Source organism: Achromobacter sp. 01N37, from assembly GCF_056399725.1.
The window spans coordinates 1-23,065 of the sequence record NZ_JBFTRX010000021.1 but is presented as its reverse complement, the minus strand read 5'-3'; the positions used below and the strand labels follow the sequence as shown (position 1 = coordinate 23,065).

21 protein-coding genes and 2 pseudogenes are annotated in these 23,065 nt (G+C 63.5%); 13 read left to right on the top strand and 10 right to left on the bottom strand.

The features are described from left to right. Positions 1-2 precede the first annotated feature (2 nt). Positions 3-1,367, bottom strand: coding sequence for an LLM class flavin-dependent oxidoreductase (locus AC1DSJ_RS28120; protein WP_082387213.1), 1,365 nt, complete (start codon positions 1,365-1,367; stop codon positions 3-5). 96 nt (positions 1,368-1,463) lie between these two features. Between AC1DSJ_RS28120 and AC1DSJ_RS28115 the strand changes: the two genes are divergently transcribed. The 3 genes from AC1DSJ_RS28115 to AC1DSJ_RS28105 all read left to right on the top strand — a co-directional run bounded on the left by AC1DSJ_RS28115 (position 1,464) and on the right by AC1DSJ_RS28105 (position 4,241). Continuing rightward, a complete protein-coding gene (locus AC1DSJ_RS28115; protein WP_054426760.1) occupies positions 1,464-2,399 on the top strand; it encodes a LysR family transcriptional regulator in 936 nt (311 codons plus the stop codon). 100 nt (positions 2,400-2,499) lie between these two features. Beyond that, positions 2,500-3,171, top strand: a complete 672-nt coding sequence (gene ribB, locus AC1DSJ_RS28110; protein ID WP_476760434.1) for a 3,4-dihydroxy-2-butanone-4-phosphate synthase — start codon at positions 2,500-2,502, stop codon at positions 3,169-3,171. Next, positions 3,168-4,241, top strand: a complete 1,074-nt coding sequence (locus AC1DSJ_RS28105; protein WP_441372204.1) for a flavin reductase — start codon at positions 3,168-3,170, stop codon at positions 4,239-4,241. Before ribB ends, AC1DSJ_RS28105 begins: the two co-directional genes overlap by 4 nt. 53 nt (positions 4,242-4,294) lie before the next feature. Here the strand turns inward: AC1DSJ_RS28105 and AC1DSJ_RS28100 are convergent, their stop codons facing one another. Next, the gene (locus tag AC1DSJ_RS28100) at positions 4,295-4,771 is read right to left on the bottom strand and encodes a (R)-mandelonitrile lyase (RefSeq protein WP_054426758.1); all 477 of its coding nucleotides are present in this window, start codon (positions 4,769-4,771) and stop codon (positions 4,295-4,297) included. Between the two features lie 150 nt (positions 4,772-4,921). On the opposite strand from AC1DSJ_RS28100, the gene AC1DSJ_RS28095 reads away from it, so the two are divergent. The 5 genes from AC1DSJ_RS28095 (at position 4,922) to AC1DSJ_RS28075 (ending at position 10,570) form a co-directional block, all read left to right on the top strand. Continuing rightward, complete coding sequence (locus AC1DSJ_RS28095; protein ID WP_441372203.1) at positions 4,922-5,815, top strand: LysR family transcriptional regulator; 894 nt, start codon at positions 4,922-4,924, stop codon at positions 5,813-5,815. A 141-nt stretch (positions 5,816-5,956) separates the two neighbouring features. Continuing rightward, a complete protein-coding gene (locus tag AC1DSJ_RS28090; RefSeq protein ID WP_441372202.1) occupies positions 5,957-6,784 on the top strand; it encodes a carboxymuconolactone decarboxylase family protein in 828 nt (275 codons plus the stop codon). A 138-nt stretch (positions 6,785-6,922) separates the two neighbouring features. Further along, positions 6,923-7,819 carry an oxidoreductase gene (locus AC1DSJ_RS28085; RefSeq protein WP_441372201.1) on the top strand — a complete coding sequence of 299 codons (897 nt, stop codon included), beginning with the start codon at positions 6,923-6,925 and terminating at the stop codon, positions 7,817-7,819. 333 nt (positions 7,820-8,152) lie between these two features. Further along, positions 8,153-9,481, top strand: a complete 1,329-nt coding sequence (locus AC1DSJ_RS28080; protein ID WP_441372200.1) for a hypothetical protein — start codon at positions 8,153-8,155, stop codon at positions 9,479-9,481. 438 nt (positions 9,482-9,919) lie between these two features. Next, positions 9,920-10,570 (top strand): imm11 family protein, encoded by a 651-nt coding sequence (locus tag AC1DSJ_RS28075; protein WP_441372199.1) that lies wholly within the window; start codon positions 9,920-9,922, stop codon positions 10,568-10,570. Between the two features lie 115 nt (positions 10,571-10,685). Here the strand turns inward: AC1DSJ_RS28075 and AC1DSJ_RS28070 are convergent, their stop codons facing one another. From AC1DSJ_RS28070 to AC1DSJ_RS28040, 7 genes are all read right to left on the bottom strand, one after another. Continuing rightward, positions 10,686-11,456 carry an enoyl-CoA hydratase/isomerase family protein gene (locus AC1DSJ_RS28070; RefSeq protein ID WP_054422215.1) on the bottom strand — a complete coding sequence of 257 codons (771 nt, stop codon included), beginning with the start codon at positions 11,454-11,456 and terminating at the stop codon, positions 10,686-10,688. 10 nt (positions 11,457-11,466) lie between these two features. Then, a complete protein-coding gene (locus AC1DSJ_RS28065) occupies positions 11,467-12,615 on the bottom strand; it encodes a hypothetical protein (protein WP_441372197.1) in 1,149 nt (382 codons plus the stop codon). Further along, positions 12,612-13,808, bottom strand: a complete 1,197-nt coding sequence (locus tag AC1DSJ_RS28060) for a CaiB/BaiF CoA transferase family protein (RefSeq protein WP_346553376.1) — start codon at positions 13,806-13,808, stop codon at positions 12,612-12,614. The genes AC1DSJ_RS28065 and AC1DSJ_RS28060 overlap by 4 nt, the downstream gene beginning before the upstream one ends. A gap of 30 nt (positions 13,809-13,838) precedes the next feature. Further along, positions 13,839-14,600, bottom strand: coding sequence for an SDR family NAD(P)-dependent oxidoreductase (locus tag AC1DSJ_RS28055; protein WP_346553375.1), 762 nt, complete (start codon positions 14,598-14,600; stop codon positions 13,839-13,841). Beyond that, positions 14,597-15,775: an aldose 1-epimerase family protein gene (locus tag AC1DSJ_RS28050; protein ID WP_441372196.1), complete on the bottom strand. Its 1,179-nt coding sequence runs from the start codon at positions 15,773-15,775 to the stop codon at positions 14,597-14,599. The genes AC1DSJ_RS28055 and AC1DSJ_RS28050 overlap by 4 nt, the downstream gene beginning before the upstream one ends. A gap of 125 nt (positions 15,776-15,900) precedes the next feature. Continuing rightward, a complete protein-coding gene (locus AC1DSJ_RS28045; RefSeq protein ID WP_054422210.1) occupies positions 15,901-16,815 on the bottom strand; it encodes a sugar phosphate isomerase/epimerase family protein in 915 nt (304 codons plus the stop codon). 33 nt (positions 16,816-16,848) lie between these two features. Next, positions 16,849-17,940, bottom strand: coding sequence for a Gfo/Idh/MocA family protein (locus AC1DSJ_RS28040; RefSeq protein ID WP_441372195.1), 1,092 nt, complete (start codon positions 17,938-17,940; stop codon positions 16,849-16,851). Between the two features lie 226 nt (positions 17,941-18,166). Between AC1DSJ_RS28040 and AC1DSJ_RS28035 the strand changes: the two genes are divergently transcribed. Then, entirely contained in the window at positions 18,167-19,234 is a 1,068-nt protein-coding gene (locus AC1DSJ_RS28035; RefSeq protein ID WP_054422208.1) for a LacI family DNA-binding transcriptional regulator, read from the top strand. Between the two features lie 175 nt (positions 19,235-19,409). On the opposite strand, the pseudogene AC1DSJ_RS28030 reads toward AC1DSJ_RS28035, so the two are convergent. Beyond that, a pseudogene (locus AC1DSJ_RS28030) lies at positions 19,410-19,658 on the bottom strand (YkvA family protein); the annotation flags it as partial. A gap of 116 nt (positions 19,659-19,774) precedes the next feature. Between AC1DSJ_RS28030 and AC1DSJ_RS28025 the strand changes: the two are divergent. From AC1DSJ_RS28025 to AC1DSJ_RS28010, 4 genes and pseudogenes are all read left to right on the top strand, one after another. Beyond that, complete coding sequence (locus AC1DSJ_RS28025; protein ID WP_082386974.1) at positions 19,775-20,104, top strand: ArsR/SmtB family transcription factor; 330 nt, start codon at positions 19,775-19,777, stop codon at positions 20,102-20,104. A gap of 8 nt (positions 20,105-20,112) precedes the next feature. After that, positions 20,113-20,613 (top strand): arsenate reductase ArsC, encoded by a 501-nt coding sequence (locus AC1DSJ_RS28020; RefSeq protein WP_441372194.1) that lies wholly within the window; start codon positions 20,113-20,115, stop codon positions 20,611-20,613. A gap of 4 nt (positions 20,614-20,617) precedes the next feature. Beyond that, positions 20,618-21,700: an ACR3 family arsenite efflux transporter gene (gene arsB, locus AC1DSJ_RS28015; RefSeq protein WP_441372193.1), complete on the top strand. Its 1,083-nt coding sequence runs from the start codon at positions 20,618-20,620 to the stop codon at positions 21,698-21,700. 3 nt (positions 21,701-21,703) lie between these two features. After that, positions 21,704-22,885 (top strand): annotated as a pseudogene (locus tag AC1DSJ_RS28010) (MFS transporter). Positions 22,886-23,065 lie beyond the last annotated feature (180 nt).

Below are 23,065 nucleotides of genomic sequence, written 5' to 3'. Positions count from 1 at the left end.
GCTCAACGGGCAGCGCGCCAATCGCCGGCGCGGGGAACGGTCAGGCCCAGCGTGCCGCGCAGCGTGGCGTCGCCGTATTCCTTGCGGAAGAGACCCCGCTTTTGCAGCTCGGGCACCACCAGGCGCACGATGTCTTCATAGGTGCCGGGCACGGATGTGGCCGACAGCACGAAGCCGTCGCAGGCGGTGTTGAACCATTCCTCCATCTGGTCGGCGACTTGTTTGCCGGTGCCGCAGAACACCGGCCCATCGTTCAGCGTGCCGCGCCCCGAGGCTTCAACAAAGTCCTTCACGGATGGGTTGCGCTTGCCGCTGACTTGCACGACCTTGTCGCGCAGGCTTTGCCACGACACCGCCGCCAGCTCTTCGTCTGTGAACGGCTGTTCGTAGGGGCGGCCGGAAAAATCGATGTTCAGGGTTTCCCCGATCATGGTCAGGCCATCGATGGGGCGCGACAGGCTGGCCACCAGATCCCGCTGTTCTTCGGCCTGCGCCTGCGTATCGGCCACGATGATCTTCAGCTCGGGGCAGATCTTTACGCTGCCGGGGTCGCGGCCCGCGCTTTCCACGCCATCCTTCAAGGCCTTGTATTGCTTCTTGCCGTTGTCCAGCGTGGGGTACTTGGCGAACACCACTTCGGCCCAGCGGGCGGCAAACGCCAGCCCGCGTCCGCTTTGGCCGGCTTGCAGCACCACGGGATGCCCTTGGGCGGAACGCGGTACGGTCAGCGGCCCGCGAGATTGAAAGAAGCGGCCTGCGTGGTCCAGGCGGCGCACCATGTCAGGGTCGGCGAAGTGGTCAGCTTCCTTGTCGGCCACGATGGCGCCTTCGGCCCAGGTGTCCCAGTGGCCCATCACCACTTCCATGAATTCGTCGGCGCGGTCATAGCGCAGATCGTGTTCCAGGTGTTCGGAATGGCCGAAGTTCGCCGCTTCCGAATCATTCATGGACGTGACCACGTTCCAGGCCACGCGGCCCTTGGTCATCAGGTCCAGCGTGGCGAACAGGCGCGCCACATGGAACGGTTCGTAATAGGTGGTGGAGTAGGTGGCGCCCAGACCCAGGCGCGACGTCACCATGGCCATCGCCATCAGCACCGACGTGGGTTCCAGCTTGATGGCGCGCACGCCATGGGCCACGGTTTCGCGGTGGCTGGCGCCGTAGATATCGGGCATCGCCAGGCGGTCGTCGAAGAACGCCATATCGAATTTTCCGTCTTCCAGCGTGCGGGCGATGCGTTGGTAGTATTCCGGCGACAGGTAGTCGTTCATGCTTGACGGATGTCGCCACGAGCCCACATAGTTCGAGCAGTTTTGGGCTTGCAGGAAGGCGACGAGAGTCATCTGGCGGGGCGTCTTGGGTGTCATGTTTGATCCATCGGCAGGGTTCGAAAACTGTCAGGAAGTATTGACGTCGCGCCGCCACCCACACAATTTCCCTAGCGTGATACTTTTATAACCACCATGAATAAATCGTCGGACCGCCCCTCGCTGACCCGGATCGAACTCGACGAGCTCGAAACGTTTCTATGGGTGGTGCAAGAGGGCAGTTTCAGCGTCGCCGCGCGCAAGCTGCACCTGTCTCAGCCGGCGGTGACCAACCGCGTCAAGCGCCTGGAAGACAAGCTGCGCGTGAAGCTGCTGCTGCGCACGACCCGCCATGTGGAGCCCACCGAAGACGGTCTGTTCCTGCGTGATGCGGCTGAGCAGGCGGTGTCCGGGTTGCGCGCGGCGCTCTCGCGTTTCCAAAGCGCTGCCGAAAGCGAGCGCAACCGCGTCACGGTGGCCGTCACCCCGATGATCTCAGCCACCGTCATGCCCGCGATCATCCACGCCTATCAGGAACGCTATCCCGACGTGCGCGTCGTGCTGCGCGATCTGCCTTACGAACAAGTGGTGCGCAGCGTGGTCGACGGCAAGGCCGATATGGGCGTGGCCGCGCTGGACGGCACGCCGCGCGGGCTGCGCTTTCAGTTGCTGGCCGAAGAAGACATGCTGCTGGTCGTACCCGCCAACCATCCGCTGGCCGACGCGGGCGTCGTCACGCTGGACATGGTGCGCCACCATCCCCTGATGTTCCTGGACCGCTACGCGGCGCTGCGCAAGCGCCTGGCCGACGAGTTCGGGCGGCGCAACCTGGCCTTCAACCCGGAAATCATCTCGACGCTGCCGGTGCTGCTGGGCATGATCGACGCCGGCAACGGCATCACCTTCCTGCCGCGTTCCATGGCGCAGAACAACGCGCGCCGCACGCGCACTACCGTGCAGGTGCAAGACCTGGACGCCTCGCGCCGTTACGGCAGCGTCGTGCGCAGCAAGGCCGAGCTCAGCGCGGCGGCGCAGAATTTTCGCGCCTACCTGCGCCAGCATTTCCGCGAACGCCTGGAAGCGCTGGGCTAGAAATTTATTCGCGATCGTTATAAGTCAATTCACTTCCGCAAATTGTGGCCGCCGGTAGCCGCTCCTAGACTGCGCTTGTTCAGTCAGAAGGAGAGGGACCATGGAGGTTCTGCGGGCAGATCTGCGCAACGTCACGGCCGACCGGCCAGAGCGCGCATTGGATTCGGTACAAGGCGCCATCGCCGCCATTGCGCGCGGTGAATTCGTCATCGTCGTGGACGACGAGGGCCGGGAAAACGAGGGCGACCTGATCATGGCCGCCGACGCCATGACGCCGCAGGCGCTGGCTTTCATGCGGCGTCACACCAGTGGATTGATCTGCGTGGCGATGCCAGGCGCGGCGCTCGACCGCCTGGCGCTGCCGCTGATGGTGCAGGACAACGCTGAATCCTTWCAGACTGCATTTACCGTCAGCGTGGACTTGCGCCACGGCATATCCACGGGCATCTCCGCCGCCGACCGCGCAGCCACCTTGCGCGCGCTGGCCGACCCGGCATCCCGCGCCGAAGACTTCGTGCGCCCCGGCCACATCTTTCCGCTGCGCGCACGCCGCGGCGGGGTGCTGGAACGCCCGGGCCACACCGAAGCCGCCGTAGACCTGGCGCAACTGGCAGGCAGAAACCGCTGCGGCGTGCTCTGTGAAATTGTCCGCGACGACGGCGGTATGGCGCGGCGCGACGACCTCGTCCGCTTCGCACTGCATCACGCGCTATGCATCATTTCGGTCGCGCAATTGATCGACTATCGGAAAAGCAAGGAGGGCAGGGCATGAACACGTTTGATTCCCGCGAATTGCGCCGCACGCTGGGCGCCTTTACCACCGGCGTCACGGTGGTGACCACGCTGGACGCCGAGGGCCGCCCCTTTGGCGTCACCGCCAACTCCTTCAGCTCGGTATCGCTGGACCCGCCGCTGATCCTGTGGAGCCAGTCGCTGAAATCCAGCAGCTATCCCGCGTTTCGTGACGCGCCGCGCTTTGTCGTCAACATTCTGGCCGACCATCAGGTGCCGGTCTCAAACCGCTTCGCCAAATCCGGCGGCGACAAATTCGAAGGCGTGGGCTATCGCGCAGGCGAAGGCGGCGTCCCCATTCTCGACGACTGCGCCGCTTATCTGGAATGCGAAAAAATTGCGGCGTACCCGGGTGGCGACCATGTCATCTACCTGGGCCAGGTTCACAACCTGCATCGCGCCGGCCAGCGGCCATTGGCGTTTGGCGATGGGGCCTATCGGCTGACCTTTGCGCATGACTTGGGCGAAGCGTCTGGCACCGCAGCGGAGCCGGGCTCCGGGCTATCCGCCTTGCGCGCGGTGCGATACGCCACGGCGGCATTGCCCGAGATTTGCCAGCGGATCGGCCAACGTACCGTTGGCCTGGCGGTGTGGGGCAACCAGGGCGCCACCATCATCCGATGGGAACCGTCGCCCACGCCCGTCAGCCCGTACTTGCAGACAGGCGTCGTCGTCAGCCTGACGCAATCGGCGACCGGCGCGGTGTTCGCGGCGTTCATGCCGCCAGAAGTCGTGCAATCCGTGATCGCGCACGAGCTGGATGCCCGCGCGGCAGAAGGCCACCCCGACACCGGCAATTTCGCGCAACGCGTGGAAGAGGCCCGCGTTCATGGCTTGGCGCGCGTGGTCGGCAGCGCGCCATCGCCGCGGCACAAGGTCACGGTCAATGCGTTTTCGGCGCCGGTGTTCGACGCCAATGGCGACATGGTGCTGGCGCTATCCACCACCTGCGAAGCGGCGCGCCTGCCGCCGGACTGGGATGGCGACGTGCCGCGCGTGTTGCTGGCGTGCGCGGCGGAGCTGTCGCGGCAGTTGGGATTTAGGGGATAGGGGATAGGGGACGGCGCTTTCAGGGTGGCGGCCCCATCCCGCCGCTATTCCGTTTAGCGCACCGCGTACTGCGCGTCGCTGACTTTTTCCATCCAGTCGACCGCCTTGCCATCAAGCGCTTCGGCAATCGCGATATGCGTCATGCCCGTAGCCGGCGCCGCGCCATGCCAGTGTTTGACCTGCGGCGGAATCCAGACCACATCGCCCGGGCGGATCTCGCGTACCGGGCCGTCCCATTCCTGCACCAGTCCGGCGCCCGCAGTCACGATCAAGGTCTGACCCAGCGGATGCGTATGCCACGCGGTACGTGCTCCGGGTTCAAACGTGACCGTGCCGCCACCGACTCGGGCAGGCGCGGGCCGGTTGAACAACGAATCGACACGGACAGAACCGGTGAAGTAGTCCGCCGAGCCCTGCGCGGACGGCTGCGTGCCAATGGGGGTGACGGTAATCAAAGCGCCATCTTCCTTGGCGGACGCCGCAGAGACGGCAAGCGATAGGGAAACGGCGGCAGCGGCTAGGGGTTTCATGATGGGTGGGCGTCCAATCGAAGGCGGTGGGGAAGGGACCGGGGCCGCAGCTTTTATGCGGGCAGGTCCGTCGTTGAAATGAGTATAGGGAGCCATCCATTGGGCGATAAGATGGCAAAATCCGCATACACCTATGCATGGAATTCACCAATGGCCGCGGAAAACCTCAACGACTTGCGCGCGTTTGTCGCCGTGGCGCAGGCGCGCAGCTTTACGCGCGCGGCAGCTCAGTTAAATGTGTCGCGGTCGGCGCTGAGCCACACCATGACCACGCTGGAAGCCCGTCTGGGCGTGCGTCTGCTGACGCGCACGACTCGCAGTGTGTCTCTGACCGAAGCCGGCGCGCGCCTGTTGAGCACCTTGTCACCGATGTTCAGCGAGCTGGACGCCGAGCTGGCCGCGTTGCGCTCGGCGCAAGACAAACCCGCTGGCACCGTACGCATCACCGCCAACGACCACGCCATCGCCACGGTGCTGTGGCCCAAGTTGCGCGAACTGCTGCGCGCGTACCCGGACGTGCGTGTGGAGTTGAACGTGGATTACGCGTTGACCAATATCGTCGAACAGAATTTTGACGCCGGCGTGCGCGTGGGCGATATCGTAGACAAGGACATGATCGCCGTGCGCATCGGGCCGGATCTGCGCATGGCGGTGGTGGCGTCACCCGATTGCCTGGGTTCGCAGCCGCTGCCCGCTACGCCCAACGACCTGACCCGCTATCCGTGCATCAATCTGCGCTTGCCGACGCATGGCGGCCTGTACGCCTGGGACTTCGAAAAGGGCAAGAAGTCGTTGGCCGTTCGCGTGCAAGGGCAGGCGATTTTCAACAACACGTTCTTAATGCTGCAAGCGGCGTTGGATGGGCAGGGGCTGGCGTATGTGCCCGAAGATCTGGCCGCGCCGCATCTTGAAAGTGGCCGCCTGATTCCGATTCTGCAAGACTGGTGGCCGCGGCTGCCGGGATATCACCTTTACTACGCCAGCCGCCGCCAGATGGCGCCGGCCATGGCGTTGGTGATTGAGGCATTGCGGGTTCGGCGTTAGGGCAGCGTGGGGCGCCGGCAGAGTGGGGCGGACATTGATGAATCGATTTCACGAGTGAATGCGGAATAGGGGGCTTAATCCAACAGCCCTAGGCCCGTACCATTTCAGCTTCAGTCACGCCAAGCCGGAGCGAAGCCCGAAATGAAGAAATCCCTCAGTGCGCTGTGCGCGTCGTTCTTGATGTCGGGCATGATGCCGGCCGAATCCCTCGCGAAATCGGGGGATGCGGCGGCTGGTACGTCGGCCGCCGCGGCATCGGCCGCCGCGGCATCGGCCGCCGCGGCATCGGCCGCCGGTGCCGCCGCGTCGGCGAATGCAACGGCCGACACCTCCGATACATTGAACGCACGGCAACAGGCGATTCCGCCTATTGCCGCATTCATGGCCACCAGCGACATGCCCCGGCTTAACGCCGCCTTGAACGCCGGGCTTGACGCCGGCCTGACCATAAACGAATCCAAGGAAATTCTGGTTCAGCTTTATGCGTACACGGGCTTTCCGCGCAGCCTGAATGCGCTGTCTGAACTAATGAAAGTCGTGGACGCCCGCAAGCAGCGCGGCATGCAAGACCCGATCGGCTTAGAACCCAGCCGCGCCGTCGCCACCGGCGATGCATTGTTGGCGGCCGGCAAGGCCAATCAGACGAAGATCTCCGGCGCGCCGGTACAAGGCCCGTTGTTCGACTTTGCGCCCGTCATCAACCAGTTCCTGCAAGCGCATCTGTTCGGCGACATCTTCGAACGCGACAACCTGGATTGGCAAAGCCGGGAGCTGGCGACCGTCGGCGCGCTGGCTGCGACGCCCGGCGCGGAGCCGCAATTGCTGGCGCATGTGCGGGCCAGCATGCGCGTGGGCTTAAGCGCCGGCCAGATGCGTCAACTGACGCAGGTGCTGGCGGAACAGGGCGATGCGCAGGCGGCGGAACGCGCAAAAGCGGCGTTGGCGCAGGCGTTGGCATCAAAGTCCTGAGTGGTGAACGGCTCCAACTGACGCAGGCCCCATAGAATACGTTGTCACATGCTCTCGCCCTTTAATGCCGCAAACGGCTTGGGCTGGAATTGAACAACCGAGTTTTGCTGCGGCTTGCTCCGCAAAGAGCCAACCAGGATGGAAACCACCACACAAGCCACCGTCGCCATCATCGGGCCGGGCGCCATCGGGACGACGGTTGCGGCCGCACTGAACGAGGCCGGCCGTACGCCATTGCTGTGCGGACGCTCGCCGCGCGATAGCCTGACCCTTCTGGATGGCGATCGCCGCATCATCGTTCCCGGTCCGGTGCGAACTGATCCTGACCAGATCGATCGCACAGCCGAGCTAGTGTTCCTCGCGGTGAAGGCGACACAAGTCGAATCCGCGTCGGAATGGCTTGCGGCATTGTGCGGGCCGGAGACCGTCGTGTGCGTCCTGCAAAACGGGGTAGAGCAGTTGGAGCAAATCGCCGCGCATGCCCCGCGCGCGAAGATCGTTCCCGCTGTGGTGTGGTTTCCTGCGCAGGCGCAGCCCGATGGCTCGGTACGCTTGCGCGGCGATGTGCGGCTGACGTTGCCGGACACGCCGGCATCCCGCGTGGTGGCCGACAAGCTGCGCGACACCCGGTGCGCCGTCGACATCACCGCAACCTTCAAATCCGAGGCCTGGCGCAAGCTGATGCAGAACGCGGTGGCAGGGCTCATGGCGCTGACGCATCGGCGTTCAGGGATGTTCGCCCGGCCCGACATCGCCAAGCTCGCCCTGGCGTATCTGCAAGAGTGCCTGGCCGTGGCGCGCGCCGAGGGCGCCGAACTGGGCGACAACGTACCGCAGGAAATTCTGCACAAGTTTCAAGCGGCGCCCGCCGACATGGGAACATCCATCCTGACGGATCGCGTAGCGGGCCGGCCCCTGGAATGGGACATCCGCAACGGCGTCATTGCACGTCGCGGGCAGGCTCACGGGATTCCCACGCCGATCAGCGACGTGCTGGTGCCGCTGCTTGCTGCGTCGAGTGATGGTCCGGGTTGATCCTGGGCGTAATGCGCATGCTTGATAACGTCGGTACCTGGCGCGGGGACGCGTTTTCAACGTTGGGCCGAGCAGCGACGCCAAACGCCTCCATTTCCAGGTCGGAGGCGTTGCACGGACACATCAGGCGTCGTAGTTGCGCTTGTTGTGTGTCGCCCCGAAAAGGGCGGAGGCTGCCGTCTGGAATTCGCCGGAAGTCAATTGCGGGATTGCAGCCGGGCTTCTCCGTTGCCGGCTTCCGACCCTGAGCGGGCAATCGCCACCGTCGGATTCGAAGACAGAAGCGGTCGGTCGACGTTGGCGCTGAGCCGCTATCTATGCCAAGCTTGTAACATGATCGAAGCACCATTTTCCTTGAATCGCAAGCAGGCTCGAACCATCGAGCGCGCGCTGTCCCGCCTCGTTGGGGATAAATCGTTTATCGACGTCAGGTCGATTGAGGATCTGAAGGGCGTGACAATCACACACGAGCTTCATCTTCCTGATGGCCGCATGAAGATGCTCAGTAACTCCGGGCTTGAGCAGCTTGAGATCCTTGTATCAACCGTGCACGACGCTGACTCGTTCCGCGGCCTTGCTGACTACGCGGACCTATGGCATGCCTCCAAGAAGACCTTTGCAGAGTTGTCTGCGGCAAACCTCATGGCAGAGACTGCCCAAGAGTGGCTCGGATCGTTATCCGCGAGGTTGGCACCTGAGATCCGCTCCCGGACCTTTGCTGTTCCGTTCGTGGGCCTTGAGCTGAAGGGCATTGACGAGCTCGCACTTGGTCCTTACAAGATCATCCGCCCTTCCATCAGTTTCCTGGATCAGGCTGGTGTCGACCACAGCTGGACTGACGTGCCCAGTAAGCTCCAGAGCTACAGGTACTGGGAGCTGTGGCTAACCGGTTCAGCACTGGGAACGCATCGAGTTGCTGAGTCGCGCATTCGGACCCAGTCCGTCTTGGTCGCAGGTCTCATCGCCGTAGTCGCAGCGGCCATGCTTCCGAATGGGGCCACCAAGCTCTTTATCAGTCCCAACATGACCGGCCACGATACAGATGGACGCGCCACATGGTTTTCCTGGGGAGAGGCCGGCTCGGACTTTGCCCTTCACAGCAGCGGGTTGCGCGGCTCGCCGCTTCCCATCGACGCCAATCTGCGTAACCAATTCGGCGATGCCCGCTATATCACGACAGCCATGCGGATTTTCCAGAGTGAAAGTCGTACCCCGCTTGAGGATGCGGTTGTCCGTGGTTTCCACTGGTTCGCCGATGCGCATAGAGACCCTACGCAGGTCATGCAACTGGTGAAGTATTGGAGCTGCATCGAGACTTTATTCTCCTCGGACCAGGAAGACATCACGCGCTCGCTGTCAGTAGGTGTGGCGTCGGTCCTGGTGTTCGGCGGCTATGGGTTTGCCAAGGTGGACGATTATCAAGGCTTGAAGAAGCGGGTCGCGAAGTTGTACGCCTTGCGATCTCGCGCCGTCCATCGAGCTTCACGGAATCACGTTAAGGTTCGCGACGTCGCGGAGTTGAGCCGATTCGCGGGTCAGCTTTTGCTGAACGCGCTCTCGTTCATCGAAGATGGCTATCAAACGCCAGCTGAAATCAAGGCGCATTCCCAACGCATCGACGCATCGATTGACGCGCGCGGCTGTGAAACGACGCCACCATGAAGATGTGGTTTTGCTGACGGGCGGCAAGCGCCGTTCGGAAATTGACTGGCAGCAGAGGCCGCCTCCAGTCCTCGGAAGGATTCCCGGCCAGATCCGGCCTGCGTAAGCAGCGACGCCTCGGGTTGCAAGGGTCTCGGGGGCATGGTTCATTCAGCGCAGATCAGGCCTCGCGCTGTCATGCTGCGGGCCTGTAACCTCGCGGAGATGGTGGTGGGTCGGCAAGATGTGACCCATGCACAGCGGCCTGTGGAGATGGGCATACTTATCAGACAGTAGGTGACTCGCTGCAAAGCCGCCGTTGACCGTTCCTGGCCGGAAGCGGCCAAGTGAATCAAGTACTGGCACCATTTCGACGGAACTTGTGGCGGCGCTAAAGCCCCGTTAGCATCGGCTCACCTGCTTTCCCGTTCTGCGCCCACATCCAAGATGGAAGCCACCGTGACCGAACCCACCGCCATTGAAGTTTCAGGCGAAGCCGCATCTCATAAGGGCAAATTTTTCCTGCTCGACGCCAGCTTCTTGGGAAACGGCAGGGTTCCCGGCATAGAAATCGCCAACGAGCAGAAGCTGATCGATCCGGGGATGAATGTCGTCTCGCGTCCTAATGGAATGCCAGATCAGTATCCGCAGCGTCCGCACCTGGTTCATGTACCGGAGAAGGGCGGAATGCCACGCGATCTGGAAGAACTCGCCGGCATATGGATTGTGTCGGAGCCGTTGAAGCAACTGTTTGAGCAATTGGACGCCGAGGCGTTTGCATTTGTGGCATGCGACTTCAGCCTTGCTGACGGGAGTCCCGGTCCTAAGTACTACCTAGGCAATGTGCTGCGCAGACTCGATGCCCTGGATGAAGCCTCCTCTCGCGTGAGGATCAAGCTCGACCACAATTATCAAACCGGCGAGGACGAGAAGCTTTATAGCCTCGTTGGCGGAGCCAGCTTGGTGTTCAAACAGGATGTTGTGGGAGATGCCCATATCTTCCGCCAGGATCGCATGGGCGCACCTCCCATTTGCGACCGCGCGATGTTTGATGCATTGAATGCGGCCAACTTCTCCGGCGTACGGCTGCGCGATGTAGCCGATATTTAGAGCTGATACGCGAGGGGAGGGTTATGGCCGCTGCGGGACCCTAAGCGGCCACCCTCGGATGTCGGTGCGGTGACGCGAATGCTCGCTTTCCTCTTCACGGGCCGCACCTCACCCGTCAGCGCCGCTCGAACTTCGGCGCGCGCTTTTCTTCAAATGCCTTCCGTCCTTCCTTGGCGTCGGCGGTGGCGAAGCAGATCGCTTGCAGATCGCGCTCGTATTCCACGGCCTTTTCAAGCGGCATCGACAACGCGGCGCGCAGATTGACGCGCGCCGTCTCGGCCGCGATAGGCGCGCGCGAGGCGATGGTGGCGGCAAGTGTTTGCGCGCGCTCGCGCAACTGTTCCTGCGGCACCACCTCGCTCACCAAGCCCCACGCCAGGGCCTGCTCGGCGCGGATGGGGTCGCCGGTCAGCACCATCAGTGCGGCGTTGCTCGGGCCGACCGCATGGACAAGCTGCGCCGTCATGCCGCCGCCGCCGATCCAGCCCAGCTTGATCTCGGGCGCGCCCAGGCGCGCGTTGTCGGAGGCGATGCGGATATCGCAGGCTAACGCCATCTCGAGGCCGCCGCCGAAGGTATAGCCGTTGATCGCCGCCACCGTGGGCTTCTTCAACATGCGCACGCAGTCGCAGTAGTCGAGCCGATTGCGGAAATCCCAGGGCGTGGCGTAGCGGTCAAGCTCGGTGATGTCCGAGCCGGCGCAGAAGGCCTTGGGGCCCGCGCCGGTCAGGATCACCGCGCGCACCTGCGAGTCGGTGTTGCATTGCTCCACCGCCGCGATCAGCAGGTCGGCCATCTCGGGCGTCATTGCGTTCAGCTTCTCGGGACGATTGAGTTCGATGATGGCGACATGGCCATCGATACTGAGATTAACGAGTGCGCTCACGTCGAAATCCTTATGTTGCGGTGTGCTTGTGGGCGCCGGCCAGGCTGGCCTGGAAGCGCTGAGTCAAGCCGCGCGCCAATGCGTGGGAGGATGCGCGGGCGGCGACGCCGTCACGCAGAAACTGCGAGGCCTCGGTCTGGAAGGCGATGTAGCCATCGTGCCGCGGCCGGATCGAGGCGGCTTCAAGCGTGGGGGCCGTGTTGGCATAGAAGTTGCCGCTCGCCGCATTCACGTTTGCATCGGCCCAGCTGCCGCGATGGCTTGGCTGCCCTTCGTGCTGCGGGATGAAGCCGCTTTGGGTATCGGCCGCCAGCAACCACAGTAGATGCGCGCGCAGCTCCGGCCCCACGATGCAGCGCCGTGATATCGCAATGCCGGTGCCACCGAGAATCGAGCCGGGCCTGCCCGCTTCGGCCTCGGGCGCGTCGCGGAACGTGAGCGGTTTCGCGACCGCAGAGGTGGCGTAGTTCACATAGCCATAGACGAGCGGGCAGAGCGCGATGTCATCGCGCGAGCTCATGTGGCCGAGCAGCGCGATCGGGTTGTAAGCCAGGGCCTGCGCGGGCGTGAGCCGCGCCAATTCGCTGAGCACATCGCACGCGTCGGCGAGCGTCGCCTCGTCGTGCCAAGCGCCGTGCGGGCGCAGGTCGGTATCGGGCGCGATGGCGGCCGCGATCGACAGCAGCGACAGGAACGGGTGCGGGCCGCCCCAACTGAGCGCGACCGCGCCGCTGCGTTGCGACAGCGTCAGCACCTCGCGCCAGGTGCGCGGCACGGGGCCGTCGAGCCGGTCGGCGCGCGTGGCCATGACCTGCGTGGCGGCGTCCAGCGGCAGCGCCCATTGGCGGTCGGCCATCCGATAACTGTCGTATGACAGCCCGATGCTATCCCGCGCGATGCGCGCCAACTCGTGGGGTGCGAACACGGTGTCGAGCGCTTGCAGGCAATCGTGCGCCAGGGCCTCGCCCAGATGGGGGTGATCCAGCACCACCAGGTCGTAGCGGGCGCAGAGTTCGGCGATGGGCGCCGATTCAAAGCCTTCGAGCGACTGCTTGTCCCAGTGCACCAGCGGCGTGAGAGCGGTGGCGGCGTGCAGGGCATTGAAGCCGCGCGGATGGTCCCAGGTAAGGCCGCGGTAGGGCAGGGCGCGCTCGCTCATTCAGAGGCTCCACGCAGCACCGCGCCCGAGGCCGCATGCGCGGCGATCTCGTCGGCGCTGAAGCCAAAATCGCGCAGCACTTCGTCGGTGTGTTGGCCGGTGAGCGGTGCGCCGCGCACCACCTGGCTCGGCGTCTTGGAAAAGCGGATCGGAAAACCCGGTGTCTTGATCAGGCCTTCGGTCGGATGCTCATACTCGACGAAGGTGCCGTTGTGCGCGATCTGCGGATCGTCGACCAGATCGGCGTATCCATAGACGGGGCTGCACCAGATGCCGGCGGCATCGAGCTTGGCGAACCAGTCGGCCGTCGAGGCCTTTGCGAGGGTGTCGCGCACGAGCCCATAGATCTCGTCGCGCTTTTCCCAACCGTCGCGCTCGCCGGTGTACTCGGCCAGGCGCGGCTCTTCGGTCACGCGCGCCAGCACGTTCATGTCGGGCATGGCAAGCGCCAGATAGCCGTCGCTGGTCGCGAAGGTGCCGTAGGGCGCGCGGATGTACACGTGGGCATGCGGCTCGGCACTGCGCACCTGCGGCTTGTGCCCCACGGTGTAGACCGAAAGCTCCTGCATCTGGATCGTGGTGATCGCATCCAGCATGTTGACCTCGACCTTCTGGCCTTCGCCGGTGCGCTCGCGGTGCAGCAGCGCGGCCAGCACGCCTTCGAAGGCGCAATACGCGGTGACGGCGTCGACCACATACTGGCCTGCCGCGCGTGGCGCTTCGCCCGCACGGCCTGACGACAGCATTGCGCCCGACATCGCCTGCAACAGCAGGTCCTGACCTGGGCGCGTGGCATAGGGGCCGTCTTCGCCGAAGCCCGACATCGATACATAGATCAGGCGCGGGTTCAGCGCCGACAGGGTCTCGTAGTCAACCCCCAGACGGCCGGCGACACCCGGACGGTAGTTCTGGATGAACACATCGGCCTGCGCCGCGAGCTTCTGGATGATCTCCTTGCCGCCGGCGCTCTTCAGATCGATCGCGAGCGAGCGCTTGTTGCGGTTCAGCGAAAGAAAGGACACGTTGATCTTGTTGCCCGTGATGCCGCCGGCGGGCGCGTGCCGCTGCCATTCGCCGGCGGGCGGCTCGATCTTGATTACGTCAGCGCCCAGGTCGCCCAGGCGCTGCGCCGCGAAAGGCCCCGCCATGGCGATGGAGCAGTCCAGAACCTTGTAGCCAGAAAGAATACTCATGCTTCTACCCTCTGCGTGCGCCGATGCGCCTCAATGCATGACCCAGCCGCCGTCAACTGCCAGCGTCTGTCCGGAAATGAAACCCGCCTCGTCCGAGGCAAGGAAAATGATGGCCGCGGCGATGTCGCCTGCGTGCCCGCGGCGCTTCACCGACTGGCGTTCAAGCACCATGCGGTTGTAGCCGTCGGGATCGGGATGGATCTTCTCGGCGTCGGTGGGAAACGCGCCCGGCGAGATGGCGTTGACCGTGATGCCCCACTTGCCGAACTCGCGGGCGAATGCGCGCGTGGCGCCCACCATCGCACCCTTGGATTGCACGTAGGGCAGCAGGTTTTCCCAGCCGCCGGACAGCGTGATCGACGAGATGTTGATCACCCGGCCCCATTGCTGTTCGCGCATGCCGGGCAGGGCCGCGCGGACGATCTGAATCGCCGCCTCCACGTTCACGCGGTGCACGCGCGCCAGCTCTGCGTCGCTGTATTCCTCGAACGGACGCGAGGGGTAGATCGCCGCGTTGTTGATGACCACATCAATCGGGCCCTGGGCGGTCAGCTGCTGAAGGTGCGACTGCAACGCGCTGGCGTCGGCAAGATCGGCCTGCAGAATGTGAAGCTGGTCGGAAAACCGCGCCGGCACGGTGCTGCGCAAGCGATCGATATGCCCGGCGTGGTTGTCCAGCGCGATCACGCGGGCGCCTGCTTCCAGCAGCGCAAGCGTGGTGTCCACCCCGAAACCGCCCGCCGCGCCCGTGAACAGCACGCGACGGCCTTGCAATGAGAAGCGCGCGCTCATGTGCGCCCCGCGATGGGCGCGAAACGCCCCGACAACGGCGGATAATCGGCCTCGGGCTGCACCGCGATCGCGCGGATGCGTGCTTCGCATGCCGCGATATCGGCGGGCGAGGCCAGCACGCTGAACGTAGTGTCGTAGCGGCGTTCTTCCCCATGCTCGAGCCAGATGAGCTCGTTGCGCTCACGCGCCGCACCCTGGCCCAGCACATGGTTGGTCGAGGGCTCGATGCCCATCGCATATTGGCCCGATTGCAGGTTCTGCCATTGATACTGGCACGGGAATTGATGCTTGAAGGTGCTGACCTGCATGCCCAGGGCCAGCTTATCGTTCACCAGGGCCACCGGGACGCTGCCGTCGGCGGCGGCGGCCATCTCGTGCTGCCACACCTGCTCATGAAAGCCCAATTGCGGCGCCGGCATGCGGCGGTAGCCCACGCCCTGTTCGCGGTAGGTTTGCTCGTGTGCGGCCCACACCACATCGCGGATCGGCGCCAGATAGCGCGAGTCGGCGTCCAGCACCGGATAGCCCAGGTTGATGTGATAGCAGAGCATGTGCGGCGTGCGGTAGAAGCCGCGGTTCACCACGCGATCCGACAGTTTGATGTCGTTGGTGCCCACCTCGATCTCGATGCGGCGGTGCAGCTCCAGGTGCTCACCGAACACGGTGCCCTGGCTTACGACTCCCTCCGCCCATAGCACGCAGCGATCGCCGTCCCAGCGTTCGCCGTAGCCGGTCAGGCGCGCCGGTATGGTGCCCACGCGGCCGTGGATGGACTGCTTGGCGGTCTTGCGCGGGCCGTACACATAGTTGTCGGCCGGTGCGTCGTACATGAACAGAATGTGGTCCAGTCCGCAGGTGATCATGAGGCCCGAGAACGAGCGCATCCAGCCCAGTCCGCCTTCGCCTTCATAGTCATGCAGGCCAGGATGGCGAAAGCCCGACGGCGACTGCCATCCCATGGCGAAGCCGCGGTATTCGCAATCGGCGATGTCCATCGCGCGATCCACCAGCACCGTAAAACGCAGGCCCGTGCCGCTGCGGAACTCCAGCATGCGGATACCGCGCTCCAGCCCGTCGTCCAGCGTCATCAGGCGTACGCCGGCAAACTGCGCAAGCTGTCCGGTGCGCGCCTCCACGTCGCGGCGCGTCATCCAGGTTCCGTAAATGTCAGGCATGAGTTCTCCCTGGCAAAGGCGCGGGTGCGCGTTTGCCGGTGTCGGTGTTCAGAATCGTGTTCGCAGGCGCGCCGCGGGCCTTAGGGAAGGGTGGTTCGCGGTGCGCCTCTGTTGCGGCAGGCGGCCTACAGGCCGTTCGCGCGCAGCCGCTCGTCCAGGAAGTTCTTGGCGCGCGGCACGTCGTCTTCGGTCAAGTGCTCGATGATGATGGGAATGTTGGGGTGCTTCTTCGCCAGGCGCTGCAGATAGAGGTCGTAATTGAGCGCGCCCAGGCCCGGCGCCGGCAGCTCGATCTCGCCCACGCCACGGAAGGTATGGCTTTCGGCAGCGCCGTCGTCACCAATGTCGCTGTGCTTTTCCGACTTGTCATCGCCCGAACGCTTCACGTCCTTGGCATGCGCGATGCAGATTTTGTCGGAGAGGGCGTCGAACACCTGATTGAGCGTGCGGTCCATCTGGTCGATGTTGTGCGCTTCGAAGTAGTTCGTCGGGTCCATCAAGAGGCCCAGGCCAGGGTGATCCACCTCGGCGAACATGCGCAGCGTTTCCTCGACGGAACCCACCACGTTGTTCACGTAGGTCTCAAGCAGGAACACCGCGCCATGGTCATAGGCATGTTGCGACAGCTCCGCGATCATCGCGCGGCACTGGTCCCAGCCTTCCTCAGTCTTGTTCTTGGGGTGATGCACCCAGTCGCTGTCGGTGGCGAAGGTGCCGGTTTCCGAGATCACGTAAGGCGAACCCAACTGGCGCGCGTGCGTGAGGATCTCTTTGAGATAGCCGTTGCGGCGTTGGCGTTCGGCGGGATCGGGATGAACGATATTGGTATAGGCCGAGATGCAGGACACCGGCAGGTTGTAGTGGCGGAAGGTGTCGCGGATCTGTGTGCATTTCTGCGCGGTCAGCTGGCCGGGGCCGAGCTCCATGTCCTTGAAATGCAGGTCCAGCTGCACGGTGTTGAAGCCGTGCGAGCGGATCACCTTGGCGGTGCGCTCCAGCTCATAGGGAAAGTAGCCCGAGAAGATTCCGGTCTGGATCATGATGGTTTGTCTCCGTCTGTTTTTTCTGTCTGGTTATTCAACAGCCGGCAGCCGTACTGTGCGGCCTTCGGCGATGGACGTGTAAGCGGCCTCGACCAGCGCCATCGTGCGTACGTTGTCGGTCACGCTCAACGCAGGCTCGGTGCCGCTGGCCAGCGCGTACTGCAACTGCTCCATCACGCCGATGAAGGCATGCGGAAACCACATCGTGTCCCACGTGGGAGTGACCCAACGCCCGTCGGTATGGCCCTTGGCCGCGCGCGAGGCGTAGCTCAGGGTCGACGGTTCGCCGGTGGGCCAGCCGATAGTGCCGCGCGCGACGCCCTCGGTGCCTTCCACGCGCCAGCGGATGTGCTGGTCGTCGGGGTATCCCTCGGCCCGCGGGCCCGACCACACATCTTCGAGCGACAGCGCGAGCAGGCCGTTGCCAAAGCGCAGCGTGGTGCTCACCAGCCCATCCTGATGCGCGAACTCGGTGCGCGGATCGGGGCGGGTGATGCTGGTGATCTCGGTGGGCTCGCCAAACAGATAGCGCAAGGCATCGAGGTGATGCACGCTCATGTTCGAGAGCGTCAGCCGGTCATAGCCGCGCAAAAAATCCTGCCAATGCGGGATCGCGTGCATGTCGATCTGCGCGAACACCGGCGTGCCCAGCACGCCCTGGTCGAGCAGCTGCTTGAGCGTGCGCATCGATTGGTCGTAGCGCATGTTCTGGTTTACCGACAGGATCTTGCCGGCGGCCCGCGCCTCGTCGCGCAAGGCGCGGGCTTCGTCCAGCGAAAGGGCAAGCGGCTTCTGTGCCAGCACGCCGCGCACGTGCGGGGCGCGCAATGCGGCGCGAATCAGCGCGGGCTGCAGGTCGGGCGGATACGCGATGTCCACGATCTCGATCTGCGCATCGGTGATCAGGGCCAGGGGATTCTCATGCACACGCGGGATGCCGTAGCGTTCGGCGATCTCGGCCGCTTTGCTTTGGGTACGCGACGCGATCGCCGCCACCGTGAAGCCGGCCTGCTGGTAGGCCGCCAGATGGCATTCGGCCATGATCATGCCGGCGCCAATGCAGCCGATGCGAAAGCGCCGTTCCCGAACGGGCGGGTCGGGCACCAGGGTAGGGTGCGACATGTGCTCCTCCTGCCGGCTTGGTATGCACTGTCGACTTCCTGGCATCCTGCCGTGCGGTGTTTGATGTTATTGAGCCGCGATAATCACATCAAAACAATCAGTGGTAAAGGTAGATGGCGCTTCCAGGGCCAGAACGTTACCTTTTTGATCCCGAATGATTGCAAATGATGGGTTATGATGGCCTCGCTACCATCGTCCTGATGGTGTTTTGAGAGCCTGGCCCCGCATGCGTCCCACCATTTCCCTCATTGCCCGTGAAGCCGGCATGTCCACCGCCACCGTGGACCGGGTGCTGAACGACCGCGACGGCGTGCGCGGCAAGACGCGCGACCGCGTGCTGGCAATCGCAAATCGCCTTGGCTACTTCGTCCAGGGCGCCGATGCCGCAAGCCAGGATGTGCGGGTCGATTTCGTTTTACCCGCTGGCACCAACAGCTTCATGACCGCGTTGGGCCAGCACCTGCTCGAAGAAGCCGCCACCCGCCCCGATGTGCGGGCCCGCCTGCATCTGATCGAGGGATTCGACGCCAATAAGCTCGCGCAAAAGCTCTACGAGCTGCGCGAGCAGACGCAGGCCGTTGGCCTGGTCGGGCTGGATCATCCCCAAGTGCGCGACGCCATCATGGCGCTGCGCGACAGCGGCGTACATGTCAGCACGCTGGTGTCGGACATTCCAATCTCGGCGCGCCTGGGTTACGTGGGCATCGACAACCGCGCCGCAGGCCGCCTGGCCGCGCTGTTGCTGGGCCGGTTTCTGCCACAGCACACAGAGCGGAAGGTCGCGGTGTTCGTGGGGTCACTGGCGTATCGCGGTCACGAAGAGCGGGAGATGGGCTTTCGCTCGCTGCTGAGCGAAGAGTTTCCGCACCTGCGCATCGCACACATTCTTGAAATCGGCGACGACCGCGACCGCGCCTTTGCCGTCACGCAGGATCTGCTGCGCAAAGAGCCGCCGCACGCGATTTACAACATCGGCGCCGGCAATCAAGGCATCGCCCGGGCGCTGAAAGAGGCGCGGCCGGCTGAGGCGCGGCCCGCCGAGGCGTGGCCAAACGAGGGCCGCGCAGGTAAGGCAGCCTCCGCCCATCGCATTGTCTTCGTTGGCCACGACCTCACCGAAGCCACGCGCCGCCTGTTGCTCGATCGCACCATGGACGCCGTGATCGACCAGAACCCGCGCGTCGAGGCCCGCGAGATCGTCAAGCTGCTGGTAGCGGCCGTGAAGGGCGCGCCCGAACCCAGCTACCTGCCGCGGCTTCAGGTCATCTTCCGGGAAAACATTCCGGAGCCGTGATGGCGACGCGACGGCGCCCAAGGCCCGGTGGGTGGGGAGCAGGGGTTGCTCCTCGGATGAAGATTAGCTTTGGCACAGGCTGGGTGGTGGGTACCCCGCTAGCTTTAGACGTAATGCGCATAATGTGTATTATGTAAAGTAAGGTTTATGGGTGAAGCCCTACTTATCGACCCATTCAGGCTCGTTGCACGAACCAAAGCCACGCAGCCAGGCCAACGCTCACCCACACTGCCACGATCAGCACGGCTCCCATCCTGCTGCGCGGCTTTGAGGCTGCCGACTCCATCCAGGCCTCTGCCTGGCGTCTGCAATCGGCAAGCACGTCCGGCGGCAAGAGTTTGATGGCCAAGTAGATCAAGCCTGGCGGCAACAGTACGTCATCGACATACCCCAACACCGGGATGAAGTCTGGGATCAGATCGAATGCGCAGCGCGTTTGCGCCGCTCAATGTTGAAAACTCAAAGCGACAGCGGACGTCCATCTTCCCGATCACAAACTCGTACTGTTCTATAATTCGACAATCGTTGTATGATCGAACAATGAACGAAGATCAAACAGTTTCAGCCCTCGGCGCCCTCGCCCACGCCCAACGTCTACGCGTTTTTCGCGCGCTCGTCGTGGCTGGGCTCGGCGGTCTCACTCCCAGCGTCTTGGCCGACCAGCTCGGCGTGGCGCGCAACACCTTGTCTTTCCATCTGAAAGAGCTGTCGCACGCCGGCTTGGTCACCGTTGAGCAACAAGGCCGAAATCTGATCTATCGCGCTGACTTCTCGCAGATGAATGCGCTGCTTGGCTACCTGACTGAACACTGCTGCCAAGGCGCCCCTTGCGAGGCCTCCGACTCCACACTCTCCACTCGTTGCTGCTAGGACTTCCCATGTCGCACCCCCCTTTCAATGTGCTGTTTCTCTGCACGGGCAACTCGGCCCGCTCCATCTTGGCCGAAGGCCTGCTCAAAGGACTGGCTAGCGATAGGTTCCACGCCTATTCCGCCGGCAGCACCCCCAAAGGCGAGGTTCATCCGTTGGCGCTCGCCACGCTAAGCGCTTTTTCACTGCCTACCGATGGCTATCGGAGCAAGAGCTGGGACGAATTCGCAGAACCGGGCGCGCCGAAAATGGACTTCATCATCACCGTATGCGATAACGCCGCCGGGGAAGTTTGCCCCGTCTGGCCTGGTCAACCCATGACCGCACACTGGGGCATTCCTGACCCTGCGGCTGATGAAGGAAGCGAGGAACAACGTCGCAAGGCGTTCAATGACGCCGCGCGTGTCCTCAAGCGCCGCATCGAGCTTTTCCTTTCTTTGCCCATTGACCGCCTGGACGCCCTGTCACTCCAGACCGAGCTGCGCGGCATTGGCAGAGCCCAGGAGTAAGCCGATGTCAGTCCCTACACAGGCAGCGGCGCCCGTGCCTCACGCGAGCGTTGGAATGAGCGTCTTCGAGCGTTACCTGACGCTCTGGGTGTTTCTCTGCATCGTCCTCGGCGTTGCCCTGGGCCAGCTCATGCCCGCCCTATTTCAAACCATCGGGCATTTAGAAGTCGCGCAGGTCAACCTGCCCGTTGGCATTTTGATCTGGGTGATGATCATTCCGATGCTGCTGAAGGTGGACTTCGGCGCACTGGGCCAGGTCAAACAGCATTGGCGCGGCATTGGCGTGACGCTGTTCATCAACTGGGCAGTCAAGCCTTTCTCCATGGCGTTCCTGGGGTGGCTATTCATCCGCCAGGTCTTTTCGCCGTGGTTGCCGGCTGACCAGTTGGATAGCTATATCGCTGGCCTGATTCTTCTTGCCGCAGCCCCATGTACCGCCATGGTGTTCGTCTGGAGCCGGCTGACCGGCGGCGATCCCGTGTTCACCCTGTCTCAGGTGGCGTTGAACGACACAATCATGGTGTTCGCCTTCGCGCCCATTGTCGGGCTGCTACTGGGCTTGTCGGCCATCACCGTGCCGTGGGACACGTTGCTCGTGTCCGTTGGACTTTACATTGTGATCCCGGTCATCCTCGCCCAACTCTGGCGCCGCGCGCTGCTGCGTCGCGGGCACGACGCGTTCGAAGCGGCGTTGGCGCGGATCGGCCCGTTTTCCATGGCCGCCTTGCTGTTGACGCTGGTGCTCCTGTTCGCATTCCAGGGCGAAGCCATCATTGGCCAGCCGTTGGTGATCGCCATGCTGGCGGTGCCGATCCTGATCCAGGTGCTCTTTAATTCAGGCCTGGCGTACTGGCTGAATCGTCGCGTGGGTGAAAAGCACAGCATCGCTTGCCCGTCAGCGCTGATTGGCGCCTCCAACTTCTTCGAGCTTTCCGTCGCTGCCGCGATCAGCCTGTTCGGGTTCCAGTCTGGCGCCGCGTTGGCGACCGTCGTTGGCGTGTTGATCGAAGTGCCGGTGATGCTGCTGGTTGTGCGGGTGGTGAACCAGTCCAAAGGCTGGTACGACGCTGGCGCGAAACGGGGCTAACCGGTGACCGGCGCACCCGTCAGGGTTGTCGGTTCTTTGGGAACGGCCCAAACGCTGGCTTGGGCTTCGTCCTATTACCTGCCTGCCATGTTGGCCGCCCCGATGGCCCATGAACTGGGTGTTCCGACGCCGACGGTCTTTGCGGCTTTTTCCGGCGCAATGGTGGTGTCAGCCTTGGTCGGCCCCTGGGCGGGGCACGCGATCGACCGGCACGGTGGGCGCATTGTGCTGGTTAGCACCAACCTGGTATTCGCGCTGGGCCTGGCCATGCTGGGTCTGTCCGAAGGGATTTGGTCGATGGTCGCCGCGTGGCTGATTATCGGCATAGGAATGGGAGCCGGCCTGTACGAAGCGGCGTTCTCCAGCCTGGTTCGCCTGTATGGAAACCACGCCCGTGGCGCGATCACGGGCATTACCCTGATCGCGGGTTTTGCCAGCACGGTTGGCTGGCCGTTGTCGGCCTGGATGGAAACGCAGTTCGGCTGGCGCAACGCATGCTTTGGCTGGGCGGGCATGCATTTGCTGATTGGCTTGCCGCTCAATGCCTGGCTTCCGAAGTTGATCACGCAGACGAACATTGAAAAGCCGGCGGCCGTGGAACCCACGAAGGCAGATTCCTCTTCTGCCCCTGCGCCGCGCCAACGCGCGGGGTACGCAACCGCCCTCCTCGCTTTCGTCTTTGCCGCGACCTGGTTCATCAGCACCGCCATGGCCACGCATTTGCCGCGGATGCTTGAGGCTGCGGGCGCCTCGCTTGCGGCGGCAGTCGCAGTGGGCGCGCTCATCGGTCCCGCGCAGGTGGCTGGCCGCGTGCTCGAGTTCGGGTTTCTGCGGCGCGTTCATCCCCTGCTGTCAGCACGCTTGGCTGCCTTGGCGCACCCCGCCGGTGTGGTGGTGTTATTGATGGCTGGGCCGGCGATGGCCCCGGTATTTGCAATCTTGCACGGCGCCGGCAACGGCATTCTGACCATCGCAAAGGGCACGTTGCCGCTGGTGCTCTTTGGCGCCCACGGATATGGCGCGCGTCAGGGGTAGTTGATGATGCCCGCAAGGATCGCGCAGGCGCTTGCTCCGCTTCTTTTCGGACTGGCGCTGGACGCCTGGGGAGCGAACGCTTTGTGGCTGTCGGGCGCCATCGGGCTGACGGCCTGTGGCGCGCTGATGCTGCTGCACGCCCGGCGCTAGGGATAGCGGCAGGTGTGTAGCGGCTTTGTTTTTTAATAATATTAAATGTGTCGATTCATGCCATTTCAATAATGCGGATGGTATCCAAATAACTAGTATTAAAAGATCGGTTGGTATCCAAATTTCCTAGTTATTTCAATGGGATGGTATCTGTTAGCCCGTATTTGTTAGCCCGTATTT

Coding starts and splice junctions, on each gene's coding strand:
- AC1DSJ_RS28120 (WP_082387213.1), bottom strand. CDS start 1,367: ATGACACCCAAGACGCCCCGCCAGATGACTCTCGTCGCCTTCCTGCAA.
- AC1DSJ_RS28115 (WP_054426760.1), top strand. CDS start 1,464: ATGAATAAATCGTCGGACCGCCCCTCGCTGACCCGGATCGAACTCGAC.
- AC1DSJ_RS28105 (WP_441372204.1), top strand. CDS start 3,168: ATGAACACGTTTGATTCCCGCGAATTGCGCCGCACGCTGGGCGCCTTT.
- AC1DSJ_RS28100 (WP_054426758.1), bottom strand. CDS start 4,771: ATGAAACCCCTAGCCGCTGCCGCCGTTTCCCTATCGCTTGCCGTCTCT.
- AC1DSJ_RS28095 (WP_441372203.1), top strand. CDS start 4,922: ATGGCCGCGGAAAACCTCAACGACTTGCGCGCGTTTGTCGCCGTGGCG.
- AC1DSJ_RS28090 (WP_441372202.1), top strand. CDS start 5,957: ATGAAGAAATCCCTCAGTGCGCTGTGCGCGTCGTTCTTGATGTCGGGC.
- AC1DSJ_RS28085 (WP_441372201.1), top strand. CDS start 6,923: ATGGAAACCACCACACAAGCCACCGTCGCCATCATCGGGCCGGGCGCC.
- AC1DSJ_RS28080 (WP_441372200.1), top strand. CDS start 8,153: ATGATCGAAGCACCATTTTCCTTGAATCGCAAGCAGGCTCGAACCATC.
- AC1DSJ_RS28065 (WP_441372197.1), bottom strand. CDS start 12,615: ATGAGCGAGCGCGCCCTGCCCTACCGCGGCCTTACCTGGGACCATCCG.
- AC1DSJ_RS28060 (WP_346553376.1), bottom strand. CDS start 13,808: ATGAGTATTCTTTCTGGCTACAAGGTTCTGGACTGCTCCATCGCCATG.
- AC1DSJ_RS28055 (WP_346553375.1), bottom strand. CDS start 14,600: ATGAGCGCGCGCTTCTCATTGCAAGGCCGTCGCGTGCTGTTCACGGGC.
- AC1DSJ_RS28050 (WP_441372196.1), bottom strand. CDS start 15,775: ATGCCTGACATTTACGGAACCTGGATGACGCGCCGCGACGTGGAGGCG.
- AC1DSJ_RS28045 (WP_054422210.1), bottom strand. CDS start 16,815: ATGATCCAGACCGGAATCTTCTCGGGCTACTTTCCCTATGAGCTGGAG.
- AC1DSJ_RS28040 (WP_441372195.1), bottom strand. CDS start 17,940: ATGTCGCACCCTACCCTGGTGCCCGACCCGCCCGTTCGGGAACGGCGC.
- AC1DSJ_RS28035 (WP_054422208.1), top strand. CDS start 18,167: ATGCGTCCCACCATTTCCCTCATTGCCCGTGAAGCCGGCATGTCCACC.
- AC1DSJ_RS28025 (WP_082386974.1), top strand. CDS start 19,775: ATGAACGAAGATCAAACAGTTTCAGCCCTCGGCGCCCTCGCCCACGCC.
- AC1DSJ_RS28020 (WP_441372194.1), top strand. CDS start 20,113: ATGTCGCACCCCCCTTTCAATGTGCTGTTTCTCTGCACGGGCAACTCG.
- arsB (WP_441372193.1), top strand. CDS start 20,618: ATGTCAGTCCCTACACAGGCAGCGGCGCCCGTGCCTCACGCGAGCGTT.